The organism is Staphylococcus lugdunensis, from assembly GCF_001558775.1.
Taxonomy (GTDB): domain Bacteria; phylum Bacillota; class Bacilli; order Staphylococcales; family Staphylococcaceae; genus Staphylococcus; species Staphylococcus lugdunensis.
This window is the reverse complement of the sequence record NZ_CP014022.1, coordinates 2,408,756-2,422,141: the sequence shown is the minus strand read 5'-3', so window position 1 is coordinate 2,422,141 and position 13,386 is coordinate 2,408,756. Positions and strand designations below refer to the sequence as shown.

9 protein-coding genes and 2 rRNA genes are annotated in these 13,386 nt (G+C 39.1%); 8 read left to right on the top strand and 3 right to left on the bottom strand.

Annotated elements, in window-relative coordinates; translation table 11 throughout:
* The first annotated feature begins 3 nt into the window (after window positions 1–3).
* The 8 genes from ilvB (at window position 4) to ilvA (ending at window position 8,941) form a co-directional block, all read left to right on the top strand.
* Window positions 4–1,737 (top strand): biosynthetic-type acetolactate synthase large subunit, encoded by a 1,734-nt coding sequence (ilvB, locus tag AL499_RS11335; protein ID WP_002492300.1) that lies wholly within the window; start codon window positions 4–6, stop codon window positions 1,735–1,737.
* Complete coding sequence (locus AL499_RS11330) at window positions 1,734–1,967, top strand: ACT domain-containing protein (protein WP_002461439.1); 234 nt, start codon at window positions 1,734–1,736, stop codon at window positions 1,965–1,967. The genes ilvB and AL499_RS11330 overlap by 4 nt, the downstream gene beginning before the upstream one ends.
* 132 nt (window positions 1,968–2,099) lie before the next feature.
* Window positions 2,100–3,104: a ketol-acid reductoisomerase gene (gene ilvC / locus AL499_RS11325; protein ID WP_002477911.1), complete on the top strand. Its 1,005-nt coding sequence runs from the start codon at window positions 2,100–2,102 to the stop codon at window positions 3,102–3,104.
* Between the two features lie 21 nt (window positions 3,105–3,125).
* Window positions 3,126–4,676, top strand: a complete 1,551-nt coding sequence (locus AL499_RS11320) for a 2-isopropylmalate synthase (protein WP_002492313.1) — start codon at window positions 3,126–3,128, stop codon at window positions 4,674–4,676.
* Complete coding sequence (gene leuB, locus AL499_RS11315) at window positions 4,666–5,706, top strand: 3-isopropylmalate dehydrogenase (protein ID WP_002492314.1); 1,041 nt, start codon at window positions 4,666–4,668, stop codon at window positions 5,704–5,706. Before AL499_RS11320 ends, leuB begins: the two co-directional genes overlap by 11 nt.
* A gap of 13 nt (window positions 5,707–5,719) precedes the next feature.
* Window positions 5,720–7,084: a 3-isopropylmalate dehydratase large subunit gene (gene leuC / locus AL499_RS11310; protein ID WP_062248907.1), complete on the top strand. Its 1,365-nt coding sequence runs from the start codon at window positions 5,720–5,722 to the stop codon at window positions 7,082–7,084.
* On the top strand, window positions 7,084–7,656 hold the full coding sequence (leuD, locus tag AL499_RS11305) for a 3-isopropylmalate dehydratase small subunit (RefSeq protein ID WP_094449184.1): 573 nt from the start codon (window positions 7,084–7,086) through the stop codon (window positions 7,654–7,656). Before leuC ends, leuD begins: the two co-directional genes overlap by 1 nt.
* A 16-nt stretch (window positions 7,657–7,672) precedes the next feature.
* Window positions 7,673–8,941: a threonine ammonia-lyase IlvA gene (gene ilvA / locus AL499_RS11300; RefSeq protein ID WP_002492306.1), complete on the top strand. Its 1,269-nt coding sequence runs from the start codon at window positions 7,673–7,675 to the stop codon at window positions 8,939–8,941.
* Between the two features lie 143 nt (window positions 8,942–9,084).
* Here the strand turns inward: ilvA and AL499_RS11295 are convergent, their stop codons facing one another.
* The 3 genes from AL499_RS11295 to AL499_RS11285 all read right to left on the bottom strand — a co-directional run bounded on the left by AL499_RS11295 (window position 9,085) and on the right by AL499_RS11285 (window position 13,234).
* Window positions 9,085–9,612, bottom strand: coding sequence for a LysE family transporter (locus AL499_RS11295; protein WP_226952573.1), 528 nt, complete (start codon window positions 9,610–9,612; stop codon window positions 9,085–9,087).
* 518 nt (window positions 9,613–10,130) lie between these two features.
* Window positions 10,131–10,245: ribosomal RNA gene (rrf, locus tag AL499_RS11290) — 5S ribosomal RNA — on the bottom strand.
* Between the two features lie 67 nt (window positions 10,246–10,312).
* Window positions 10,313–13,234 (bottom strand): 23S ribosomal RNA (locus tag AL499_RS11285).
* Between the last annotated feature and the right edge of the window lie 152 nt (window positions 13,235–13,386).

The window sequence follows — 13,386 nt, the reverse complement described above, 5'->3', positions numbered from 1 at the left end:
TTTATGCCCAAACAATTCGTACACAATACTTTACAAGACGATGAATCCCCTAGTTCACATCAATCATTAAGTGGCTCAGATTTATTAGTAGAAGCATTATTACATGAACATGTCGATTTTATCTTTGGTTATCCAGGAGGTGCTGTTCTCCCATTATACGATACATTCTATGATGGTAAGATTAAACATATTTTAGCACGTCATGAGCAAGGCGCTACACATGCCGCTGAAGGTTATGCACGTGTTTCTGGCAAACCAGGTGTCGTCGTAGTAACTAGTGGTCCAGGTGCTACCAATGCAATTACTGGTATTACCGATGCCTATTGTGATTCACTTCCCCTAGTCGTCTTTACAGGACAAGTCGCATCACCTGGCATTGGTCAAGATGCTTTTCAAGAGGCAGATTTATTATCGATGACCACACCTATCACAAAAGCAAATTATCAAATTAAAAATGTTGATGATATTCCTAAAATCGTACATGAAGCATTTTATATTGCTAATACTGGCAGAAAAGGACCTGTTGTTATTGATTTTCCTAAAGATATGGGTGTTTTAAAAACATCCGTACCTGTAACAAATGACCTTGCTTTACCAGGGTATCATGTGCCAAACGAACCAAATGTAGATGACATTAAAGCGCTTGTCTCACTTTTAACTCACGCTAAAAAACCGTTAATTTTAGCAGGGGCTGGAATTAATAATTCACAATCAAATGAACTGTTAACACAATTTGTTTCAAAATATCAAATTCCAGTTGTCACTACGCTTCTGGGCCTAGGTGCCATTCCATACAACAATCCTTTATTCCTTGGAATGGGTGGAATGCATGGTTCCTATGCAAGCAATATGGCTTTAACTGAGTGCGATTTACTTATCAATTTAGGTAGTCGTTTTGATGACCGTTTAGCGAGTAACCCTGCTCAATTTGCGCCTAATGCCAAAGTTGTACATGTCGATATTGATGAATCTGAAATCAATAAAGTCATTCAAACTGATTTAGGTATTGTGGCAGATTGTAAAAAGGTTTTAAAAAAATTATCTGCCTACTTTAATAAAGAAATTCAATTCACAGCATGGGCACAACATTGTCAAAGTAACAAAGACTTACATCCATTCAAATATGCGACAGATGACCAAACGTTTTGTAAGCCACAACAAGCGATTGAATATATTGGTAAGATAACCAATGGAGATGCAGTTGTAACCACCGATGTTGGCCAGCACCAAATGTGGGCAGCTCAATTTTATCCATTTAAACATCATAGTCAATGGGCTACAAGCGGTGGATTAGGAACAATGGGCTTTGGCATTCCATCAGCAATTGGCGCACAATTAGCCGCACCAGATAAAACTGTAGTTTGTTTTGTTGGTGATGGTGGCTTTCAAATGACTAACCAAGAAATGGCAATTTTTAATGAATATAAGTTAAATATTAAAGTTGTACTGATCAATAATGGCACACTCGGAATGGTCAAACAGTGGCAAGATAAATTCTTTAATCACCGATTTTCACATTCAGTCTTTAATGATCAACCGGATTTTATGAAAATAGCAGAAGCATACGGAATTAAAGGTTATTTAATCGATAATCCTGCTCAATTAGAACAACAATTGGATAAGGCATTTAGTAGTGAAGGTCCAGCACTAATTGAAATTCGAATTTCACCTGTTGAACCTGTTAATCCAATGATACCTGCTGGTAAAGCAAATCATGAAATGGAGGGATTAGAATGAAACGCACATTAAAATTAACGGTTGAAGACAAAGTCAGTACGCTAAATCGCATTACAAGTGCCTTTGTCCGTCTTCAATATAATATCAGTGAACTTGAAGTTAAGCCCTCATCAGATCCTGGTATTTCAAATGTTTTACTAACAGCAGATATCGAAAACGAAAAATTATTTAAAATTTTAATTGCTAAATTAAAAAAACAAGTAACAGTTATCAATGTCGTTGAACTATAGATTATCCCTTTGATGCGCTAGCCTATAAACAATCAAAAATAAATAGAGCTAACATCTTAAATAATTGGGATATTCAACTTTCAATAGATTGAAAATTTTGAATATTATAATAACAATTTGGAGGAATTTATTATGACTAAAGTTTATTATGATCAACAAGTAACTAAAGATGCATTAAAAGGCAAAAAAATTGCTGTAATTGGCTACGGTTCTCAAGGCCATGCACATGCACAAAATTTAAAAGACAATGGATATGATGTCATCGTTGGAATTCGCCCAGGACATTCATTTGATAAAGCAAAAGAAGATGGATTTGATGTGTACCCAGTAGCTGAGGCTACTAAACAAGCCGATGTCATCATGGTGTTATTACCAGATGAAATTCAAGGTTCAGTATATAAAAAAGAAATTGCACCTAACCTTGAAGCGCATAATGCACTAGCATTTGCTCACGGTTTTAATATTCATTTTGGTGTTATTACACCTCCGGAAAATGTGGATGTTTTCTTAGTTGCACCTAAAGGCCCTGGACATCTTGTAAGACGTACATTTGTAGAAGGAACTGCCGTACCTGCCCTCTTCGGCGTTCAACAAGATGCTAGTGGAGAAGCACGTGATATTGCTCTAAGCTATGCCAAAGGTATTGGTGCCACACGCGCTGGTGTTATTGAAACAACATTTAAAGAAGAAACTGAGACAGATTTATTTGGTGAGCAAGCTGTACTTTGTGGTGGTATCCATAAATTAATTCAAAGTGGCTTTGAAACATTAGTAGAAGCAGGATATCAAAAAGAATTAGCGTATTTTGAAGTACTACATGAAATGAAATTAATTGTTGATTTAATGTACGAAGGCGGCATGGAAAATGTTCGCTATTCAATTTCAAATACTGCTGAATTTGGTGACTATGTTTCAGGACCACGCGTCATTACACCAGAAGTAAAAAATAATATGAAAGCAGTCTTAACTGATATTCAAAATGGAAACTTCGCAAATCGATTTGTTAAAGACAATGAAAATGGCTTCAAAGAATTCTATCAATTACGTGAAAAACAACATGGTCATGAAATTGAAGCGGTCGGTCGTGAATTAAGAAAAATGATGCCATTTATTAAATCTAAAAGTATTCAACAATAATCATTTAGGGGGAATTTAATTATGGAAAGCCATATTCAAATTTTCGACACAACACTTAGAGATGGTGAGCAAACACCAGGTGTTAGTTTTTCCTTTGAAGAACGTTTAAAGATTGCCAAACAGTTGGAACATTGGGGCGTAGATGTCATCGAAGCTGGATTTCCTGCTTCGAGTGAAGGGAGTTTCAAATCTGTAAAAGCCATATCAGAAGCATTAAAAACAACAACAGTATGCGGTTTAGCTAGATGTCGAAAACCTGATATAGATGCTGTATATGAAGCTACTAAAAATGCAGCTCATCCAGCTGTACATGTATTCATAGCTACTTCACCTATTCATTTGAAATATAAATTAAAAATGTCACAAGCAGAGGTTCTAGCATCAATTAAAGAACATGTCAGTTACTGTAAAGCACGTTTTGATATCGTACAGTTCTCACCTGAAGATGCAACACGTACAGAATTACCTTTCTTATTAAAATGTGTACAAACTGCCGTAGATGCTGGTGCATCAATAATCAATATTCCAGACACTGTAGGTTATAGCTATCCTAGTGAATATGGCAACATTTTTAAATACCTCATTAACCATGTTCAAACAACTCAAGACGTTATCTATAGCGCACATTGTCATGATGATCTTGGTCTAGCAGTGGCTAATAGTTTAGCTGCAATTGAAGGTGGCGCAAGACGCATAGAAGGTACTGTTAATGGTATCGGAGAACGCGCTGGGAATACAGCATTAGAAGAGCTAGCTCTTGCTTTATATATCAGAAAAGAACATTACGGTTTAACAACTCATTTAACATTAAATGAAACGAAATCAACATCAGATTTAATCGCAAGATTTGCTGGTATACGCGTACCACGTAACAAAGCAATTGTAGGACAAAATGCGTTTAGTCATGAATCCGGTATACATCAAGATGGTGTGTTAAAAAATCCAGAGACATATGAGATTATTACGCCTCAACTAGTCGGTGTTAAAACAAATGAATTGCCGCTAGGTAAACTTTCAGGAAAACATGCCTTTGCTGAAAAACTAAAATCATTAGGTTACGATATTGAACCAAAAGCTCAAATACAGTTATTCAAACAATTTAAAGCTATTGCTGACAAGAAAAAAACAGTATCAGACCGAGATATTCATGCATTAATTCAAGGTACAGAACATGAACAAAATGCATTATATCAAGTTGATTCATTACAATTACAATTTGTATCACAAGGATTACAAAGTGCTGTAATCGTTATTAAAGATAAAGATGGCCATCTTTATCAAGATTCAAGTATTGGTACAGGATCAATTGTCGCCATTTATAATGCTGTGAATCGTATTTTCCAAAGAGATAGTAAACTCATCGATTATCGAATCGATTCTGTTACTGAAGGCATAGATGCTCAAGCTGAAGTACATGTTCAATTAAATATTGACGGTCAATTTGAAACGGGCATTGGCATTGATCATGATATTTTAATGGCTTCATGCAAAGCTTATGTTGAAGCACATGCCAAATATGCTTTAAACCACCCTACTGCTCTATTACAGGAGGTAATTAGTCATGACTTATAATATCGTAGCTCTACCCGGTGATGGCATCGGTCCAGAAATATTGAATGGTACATTAAAACTATTACAATATATAAGTCACAAATACCAATTTGACTATCAAGTAACTAAACATCATTTTGGCGGTGCTTCTATTGATCATTATCATGTACCTTTAACTGCTGAAACACTTGAAGCATGCCAAAACGCAGATGCTATCTTATTAGGAGCTATTGGTGGTCCAAAGTGGACTGATCCGAATAATCGGCCTGAACAAGGCTTACTTGCTTTAAGAAAGTCTTTAGGTTTATATGCAAACATACGCCCAACGAAAGTAACTTCAGGTATGAGTCAATTTTCACCACTAAAAGCGGACCGTGTAGAAGGAACAGATTTGGTTATTGTACGTGAATTAACTAGTGGTATTTATTTCGGAGAACCGAGACACTTATCAGATACATCTGCAGTTGATTCATTGACTTACACAAGCGATGAGATTGAGCGTATTGTGAGAGTCGCTTTTAATCTAGCACAGCAACGCAAGAAAAAACTTACTTCTGTAGATAAAGAAAATGTTTTAGCTTCCAGTAAATTATGGAGAAAAATAGTTAATAAAGTGAGTTTAGAATATCCTGATGTCACTGTAAATCATTTGTTAGTAGATGCTTGTAGTATGCATTTGATAACATATCCAACACAATTTGACGTCATTGTTACAGAAAATTTATTTGGTGATATTTTAAGTGATGAAGCATCTGTTATTCCAGGATCTTTAGGGTTATCACCTTCAGCAAGTTTTAGTGAGAACGGTCCGCGTCTATATGAACCTATTCATGGTTCTGCACCTGACATCGCTAATCAAAATATTGCTAATCCAGTAGGCATGATTCTCTCATTAGCAATGTGCTTGCGTGAAAGTTTAAATCAAGCTACTGCCGCAGATGAACTTGAACAAAATGTATATTCAATGATTCGTAAAGGCATTTTAACTAAAGACCTAGGCGGCACAACATCTACATCTCAATTCTTTGAATACTTATACAAAAGCTATTAAGGAGGGGCGCAATATGGAACAAACATTATTTGATAAAATTTGGAATCAGCATGTCATTACAGGTAATGAAGGTGAACCTCAATTATTATATATCGATTTGCATCTTATCCATGAAGTAACGTCTCCTCAAGCTTTTGAAGGGTTAAGACTTCAACAACGTCAATTACGTCGTCCTGATCTAACCTTTGCCACATTGGATCATAATGTTCCAACAATTGATATATTTAACATCAAAGATGACATCGCTAATAAGCAAATTACAACGTTGCAGCGCAATGCCAATGATTTTGGTGTACATCTTTTCGATATGGGGTCAGATGAGCAAGGCATTGTGCATATGGTTGGTCCCGAAACAGGATTAACGCAACCAGGTAAGACAATTGTATGCGGCGATTCACATACTGCAACACATGGTGCATTTGGTGCTATAGCTTTTGGAATTGGTACAAGTGAAGTTGAACATGTGTTTGCAACCCAAACGTTATGGCAAACAAAACCTAAAAACTTAAAGATTGATATTCAAGGCCAGTTACCTAAAGGTGTGTATGCCAAAGATATCATTCTCTATCTTATTAATCAGTATGGTGTCGATTTTGGTACTGGTTATGCCTTGGAATTCACAGGTGAAGCTATCCGCCAATTATCTATGGAAGGACGCATGACTATCTGTAATATGGCAATCGAGGCTGGCGCAAAATATGGTCTAATTCAACCCGATCAAACAACCTTTGATTATGTTAAAGGACGACCATATGCTCAAAATTATGAACACTCACTCGAAAAATGGAAACAACTTTATACTGACACTCACGCAAAGTTCGACAAAGTAATTGAAATCGATATTTCTAATCTAGAACCGCAAGTCACTTGGGGTACAAATCCAGAAATGGGAGTCAGCTTTAATACACCATTTCCCACTATCAAAAGTGTTAACGATGAACGTGCCTACAAATATATGGGACTACAACCAGGTCAAAAAGCAGAAGACATTGACTTAGGCTATGTATTTCTAGGTTCCTGTACTAATGCACGACTATCTGATCTTCTAGAAGCAAGTCAAATTGTCAAAGGTAAACATGTACATCCTAAAATAACAGCGATTGTAGTTCCTGGTTCAAGAACGGTAAAACATGAAGCCGAGGCTCTTGGATTAGATAAAATTTTCAAAGAAGCTGGATTTGAATGGCGTGAACCTGGATGCTCCATGTGTCTTGGTATGAACCCAGATCAAGTTCCTGAAGGTGTTCATTGCGCTTCAACAAGCAATCGTAATTTTGAAGGACGTCAAGGTAAAGGCGCACGCACACATCTTGTATCACCTGCTATGGCTGCAGCTATTAATGGTAAATTCGTTGATGTTAGAAAGGTCGTGTGTTAATGATGGAAATTAAACCAATAACGATTTATAAAGGAAAAACTGTTCCCCTTTTCAATGATAATATCGATACTGACCAAATTATTCCGAAAGTTCATTTGAAGCGTATCACTAAAACAGGATTTGGCCCTTTTGCTTTTGATGAATGGCGCTATTTATCTGATGGCACTGATAATCCTGATTTTAATCCTAATAAACCTCAATACAAAGGTGCGTCTATTTTAATTACTGGAGATAACTTTGGTTGTGGCTCTAGTCGCGAACATGCCGCTTGGGCACTAAAAGATTATGGTTTCAATATCATTATTGCCGGTAGTTTCAGTGATATATTTTATATGAACTGTACAAAAAACGGGCTATTACCCATTGTGCTGCCGGAAGATGTAAGACATAAACTAGCTCAACATGCCAACATTACGATAGATTTACCTAATCAGACAGTAAATACAGACACACAACAATTCCATTTTGACATTGATCCTACATGGAAGAACAAATTCATTAATGGTTTAGATGATATTGCGATCACATTACAATATGAAGATTTAATCAAAAACTATGAAAAAACGAGATAAAAAGGTTGGAGGTACTATGACAGTTACAAGTCGTGTTTCTGCTCAAGATGTAGATGATGCTTATTTAAGAATTAAGGATGTTGTCAAAGAAACACCTTTACAATATGATAGATATTTATCACAAAAATATCAGTGCAATGTATATTTAAAGCGAGAGGATTTACAGTGGGTTCGTTCTTTTAAGTTACGTGGTGCTTATAATGCTATATCAGTTTTATCTGAAGCAGATAAAGCTAAAGGAATAACATGTGCTAGCGCAGGTAATCATGCACAAGGCGTCGCATATACAGCTAAACAATTAAAGCTGAAAGCAGTCATTTTTATGCCAGTAACAACCCCACTTCAAAAGATAAACCAGGTCAAATTCTTTGGTGAATCACATGTCAAAGTCATTCTTACTGGGGACACTTTCGATGACTGTCTTAAAGACGCTTTAGCTTATACAAAGCAGCACCACATGACTTTTATTGATCCATTTAATAATGTTCATACAATTGCTGGTCAAGGAACCATTACTAAAGAACTAATTAGTGAAGCTGAGAAAGGTCATCTTCAATTTGATTATGTATTCAGTGCAATTGGTGGCGGTGGCCTTATTTCTGGTGTTAGCACCTATTTAAAGCAACATTCCCCTAAGACTAAAATTATCGGTGTAGAACCTATTGGTGCTAGTAGCATGTATGAAGCTGTGGTTGTTCAACATAAAATCGTTACTTTATCCAATATCGATAAGTTTGTAGATGGTGCCTCTGTAGCACGCGTCGGTGATATTACTTATGATATCGCATGCCATAACGTAGACGATTTTGTACAAGTGGATGAAGGTGCAGTTTGTTCAACCATTTTAGATTTATATTCTAAACAAGCCATTGTAGCAGAACCAGCTGGTGCGCTTAGCGTTTCTGCCTTAGAAAATTATCTCGAACAAATTAAAGGCAAAACGATTGTTTGTATTATTAGTGGCGGAAATAATGACATCAATCGTATGAAAGAAATAGAAGAACGCTCTTTACTTTACGAAGAAATGAAGCACTACTTCATCTTAAATTTCCCTCAACGTCCAGGGGCATTAAGGGAATTTGTTAACGATGTGCTCGGTCCTCAAGATGACATTACTAAATTTGAATACTTGAAAAAAACATCTCAAAATACTGGTACCGTTATTATAGGTATTCAATTAAAAAAACATGATGACTTAGCACAACTTAAGCAGAATGTTAATCATTTTGATCCTTCAAACATCTATATCAATGAAAATAAAATGCTATATTCTTTGCTGATTTAAATAAATTACGACTAATCGGTTGATGACATAACTATGTTTCATCAACCGATTTTCTATAAAAAAAGCATATTTATCGCTATCATAAATCTTAATAACTCAAAAACGATAATATGCCAAACGTTAACCTCTAAATTTTTTGATATCTACCATAATTCTACTGCACTATAAAGTAGTAACAGCGCAATAATAACATTAATAATTCTATAATGGCGATGATACAAAGTATTCATCACTTGACCCAATAGTGACCAAGCAAGCGCACCAGCAATACCTATAACAATTAATAATATCGATCGAATATAAGTATGTTCCCAAGCAGCAGGTAATGAAAATGTCGTCAATCCTGTCAAAAAATAAAGCATTGCCTTTATATTAGTAGTTTGAATTAATATCCCTTTCAAAATAGGACGATCTAACGCATCTTCAGCATCCTCTGGCGTAGACACCACCACATGGTATGCTAAATATAAAAGATACACTGTTCCTATTATCTTCATAATCAAAATAAACATTTGTGATTCTTTCAATGGCTCTGAAAATAATAATGCCACAGTTAAAGTCAATAAAATGCCTAGCAACACGCCTAAATTAAATGGTAACGCTCGTAAAAATCCTTTCTGCTGTCCCTCTGACATCGCCATAATCGTATTAGGCCCAGGCGTAAATGACATTGTAGTAATAAATAATATGTAAGGAAATATAATAACCACCCCTTTCAAAGGAATAGTTATATTTTACCACGATATCAAAGACATACAACTATAATTTCAGAAAATTCCGATAAATAATGTTGTCTGATGTCAGCTTCAATCACTTTCTCTTCGCAAAGCCGTTATTTATCGACTTGTTTTTTAATTTTTGGCATAAAAAAAGAGACCTCTCGGTCTCAATGCGGCTCATCGCATCCATTTGCTTTGCCTGGCAACGTCCTACTCTAGCGGAACGTAAGTCTGCTACCATCGGTGCTAAGGAGCTTACTTTGCTTTGAGACAAACGCTCGCATCTTTCCTTATTTTCTATTTTTGTTTGCTCATTTAGCTCGACTAAACTCGCTGCTCAAAAATCTCAATGCGTCAGCTTCAATCGCTTTCTCTTCGCAAAGCCGTTATTTATCGACTTGTTTTTCAATTTTTGGCATAAAAAAAGAGACCTCTCGGTCTCAATGCGGCTCATCGCATCCATTTGCTTTGCCTGGCAACGTCCTACTCTAGCGGAACGTAAGTCCGACTACCATCGGCGCTAAGGAGCTTAACTTCTGTGTTCGGCATGGGAACAGGTGTGACCTCCTTGCCATTGTCACCAGACAAGTGAATGTTATACATTCAAAACTAGATAGTAAGTAAAATTGATTTTGCGTCGCAAAACATATATTTGATTAAGTCTTCGATCGATTAGTATTCGTCAGCTCCACGTGTCGCCACGCTTCCACCTCGAACCTATTAACCTCATCATCTTTGAGGGATCTTATAACCGAAGTTGGGAAATCTCATCTTGAGGGGGGCTTCATGCTTAGATGCTTTCAGCACTTATCCCGTCCATACATAGCTACCCAGCTATGCCGTTGGCACGACAACTGGTACACCAGAGGTATGTCCATCCCGGTCCTCTCGTACTAAGGACAGCTCCTCTCAAATTTCCTACGCCCACGACGGATAGGGACCGAACTGTCTCACGACGTTCTGAACCCAGCTCGCGTACCGCTTTAATGGGCGAACAGCCCAACCCTTGGGACCGACTACAGCCCCAGGATGCGATGAGCCGACATCGAGGTGCCAAACCTCCCCGTCGATGTGAACTCTTGGGGGAGATAAGCCTGTTATCCCCGGGGTAGCTTTTATCCGTTGAGCGATGGCCCTTCCATGCGGAACCACCGGATCACTAAGTCCGTCTTTCGACTCTGCTCGACTTGTAGGTCTCGCAGTCAAGCTCCCTTATGCCTTTACACTCTATGAATGATTTCCAACCATTCTGAGGGAACCTTTGAGCGCCTCCGTTACCTTTTAGGAGGCGACCGCCCCAGTCAAACTGCCCGCCTGACACTGTCTCCCACCACGATAAGTGGTGCGGGTTAGAAAGCCAACACAGCTAGGGTAGTATCCCACCAGCGCCTCCACGTAAGCTAGCGCTCACGTTTCAATGGCTCCTACCTATCCTGTACAAGCTGTGCCGAATTTCAATATCAGGCTACAGTAAAGCTCCACGGGGTCTTTCCGTCCTGTCGCGGGTAACCTGCATCTTCACAGGTACTATGATTTCACCGAGTCTCTCGTTGAGACAGTGCCCAAATCGTTACGCCTTTCGTGCGGGTCGGAACTTACCCGACAAGGAATTTCGCTACCTTAGGACCGTTATAGTTACGGCCGCCGTTTACTGGGGCTTCGATTCGTAGCTTCGCAGAAGCTAACCACTCCTCTTAACCTTCCAGCACCGGGCAGGCGTCAGCCCCTATACATCACCTTACGGTTTAGCAGAGACCTGTGTTTTTGATAAACAGTCGCTTGGGCCTATTCACTGCGGCTCTTCTGGGCTTGCACCCTAAAGAGCACCCCTTCTCCCGAAGTTACGGGGTCATTTTGCCGAGTTCCTTAACGAGAGTTCGCTCGCTCACCTTAGAATTCTCATCTTGACTACCTGTGTCGGTTTGCGGTACGGGCACCTGTTATCTATCTAGAGGCTTTTCTTGGCAGTGTGAAATCAACGACTCAAGGAAACAATTTCCTCTCCCCATCACAGCTTGACCTTATGAGTGCCGGATTTGCCTAACACTCAGTCTCACTGCTTAGACGTACAATCCAATCGTACGCTTCGCCTATCCTACTGCGTCCCCCCATCGATTAAAACGATACTAGGTGGTACAGGAATATCAACCTGTTATCCATCGCCTACGCCTGTCGGCCTCAGCTTAGGACCCGACTAACCCAGAGCGGACGAGCCTTCCTCTGGAAACCTTAGTCAATCGGTGGACGGGATTCTCACCCGTCTTTCGCTACTCACACCGGCATTCTCACTTCTAAGCGCTCCACATGTCCTTGCGATCATGCTTCAACGCCCTTAGAACGCTCTCCTACCATTGTCCAAAGGACAATCCACAGCTTCGGTAATATGTTTAGCCCCGGTACATTTTCGGCGCAGTGTCACTCGACTAGTGAGCTATTACGCACTCTTTAAATGATGGCTGCTTCTAAGCCAACATCCTAGTTGTCTGGGCAACGCCACATCCTTTTCCACTTAACATATATTTTGGGACCTTAGCTGGTGGTCTGGGCTGTTTCCCTTTCGAACACGGACCTTATCACCCATGTTCTGACTCCCAAGTTAAATTAATTGGCATTCGGAGTTTGTCTGAATTCGGTAACCCGAGAGGGGCCCCTCGTCCAAACAGTGCTCTACCTCCAATAATCATCACTTGAGGCTAGCCCTAAAGCTATTTCGGAGAGAACCAGCTATCTCCAAGTTCGATTGGAATTTCTCCGCTACCCTCAGTTCATCCGCTCACTTTTCAACGTAAGTCGGTTCGGTCCTCCATTCAGTGTTACCTGAACTTCAACCTGACCAAGGGTAGATCACCTGGTTTCGGGTCTACGACCAAATACTCAACGCCCTATTCAGACTCGCTTTCGCTACGGCTCCACATTTCCTGCTTAACCTTGCATCAAATCGTAACTCGCCGGTTCATTCTACAAAAGGCACGCCATCACCCATTAACGGGCTCTGACTACTTGTAAGCACACGGTTTCAAGTTCTCTTTCACTCCCCTTCCGGGGTACTTTTCACCTTTCCCTCACGGTACTGGTTCACTATCGGTCACTAGAGAGTATTTAGCCTTAGGAGATGGTCCTCCCAGATTCCGACGGAATTTCACGTGCTCCGTCGTACTCAGGATCCACTCAAGAGAGAATATATTTTCAACTACAGGATTATTACCTTCTTTGATTCATCTTTCCAAATGATTCGTCTAATATATTCCTTTGTAACTCCGTATAGAGTGTCCTACAACCCCAATAAGCAAGCTTATTGGTTTGGGCTTTTCCCGTTTCGCTCGCCGCTACTCAGGGAATCGATTTTTCTTTCTCTTCCTCCGGGTACTAAGATGTTTCAGTTCTCCGGGTCTGCCTTCTAACATGCTATGTATTCACATGTCGATAACACAACATAACTTGTGCTGGGTTTCCCCATTCGGAAATCTCTGGATCAATGCTTACTTACAGCTACCCAAAGCATATCGTCGTTAGTAACGTCCTTCATCGGCTTCTAGTGCCAAGGCATCCACCGTGCGCCCTTAATAACTTAATCTTCCACACTGTGCTTCAAAATGGTTCAACTCATTATCTGAATACGATTTCTTTTAAAGCTCATTCATTTTGAGTCAAACGCGCGCATGCTTTGTTGTTTCATCATTTCTAATGCTCATTTACATTAGTAAACTGCGCTTAGAAATGCTTCAA

Bases quoted from the DNA above. Each gene is read 5' to 3' on its own strand.
- AL499_RS11295 (WP_226952573.1), bottom strand. From the start codon at position 9,612: ATGTCATTTACGCCTGGGCCTAATACGATTATGGCGATGTCAGAGGGA.
- ilvC (WP_002477911.1), top strand. From the start codon at position 2,100: ATGACTAAAGTTTATTATGATCAACAAGTAACTAAAGATGCATTAAAA.
- AL499_RS11330 (WP_002461439.1), top strand. From the start codon at position 1,734: ATGAAACGCACATTAAAATTAACGGTTGAAGACAAAGTCAGTACGCTA.
- leuC (WP_062248907.1), top strand. From the start codon at position 5,720: ATGGAACAAACATTATTTGATAAAATTTGGAATCAGCATGTCATTACA.
- AL499_RS11320 (WP_002492313.1), top strand. From the start codon at position 3,126: ATGGAAAGCCATATTCAAATTTTCGACACAACACTTAGAGATGGTGAG.
- ilvB (WP_002492300.1), top strand. From the start codon at position 4: ATGCCCAAACAATTCGTACACAATACTTTACAAGACGATGAATCCCCT.
- ilvA (WP_002492306.1), top strand. From the start codon at position 7,673: ATGACAGTTACAAGTCGTGTTTCTGCTCAAGATGTAGATGATGCTTAT.
- leuB (WP_002492314.1), top strand. From the start codon at position 4,666: ATGACTTATAATATCGTAGCTCTACCCGGTGATGGCATCGGTCCAGAA.
- leuD (WP_094449184.1), top strand. From the start codon at position 7,084: ATGATGGAAATTAAACCAATAACGATTTATAAAGGAAAAACTGTTCCC.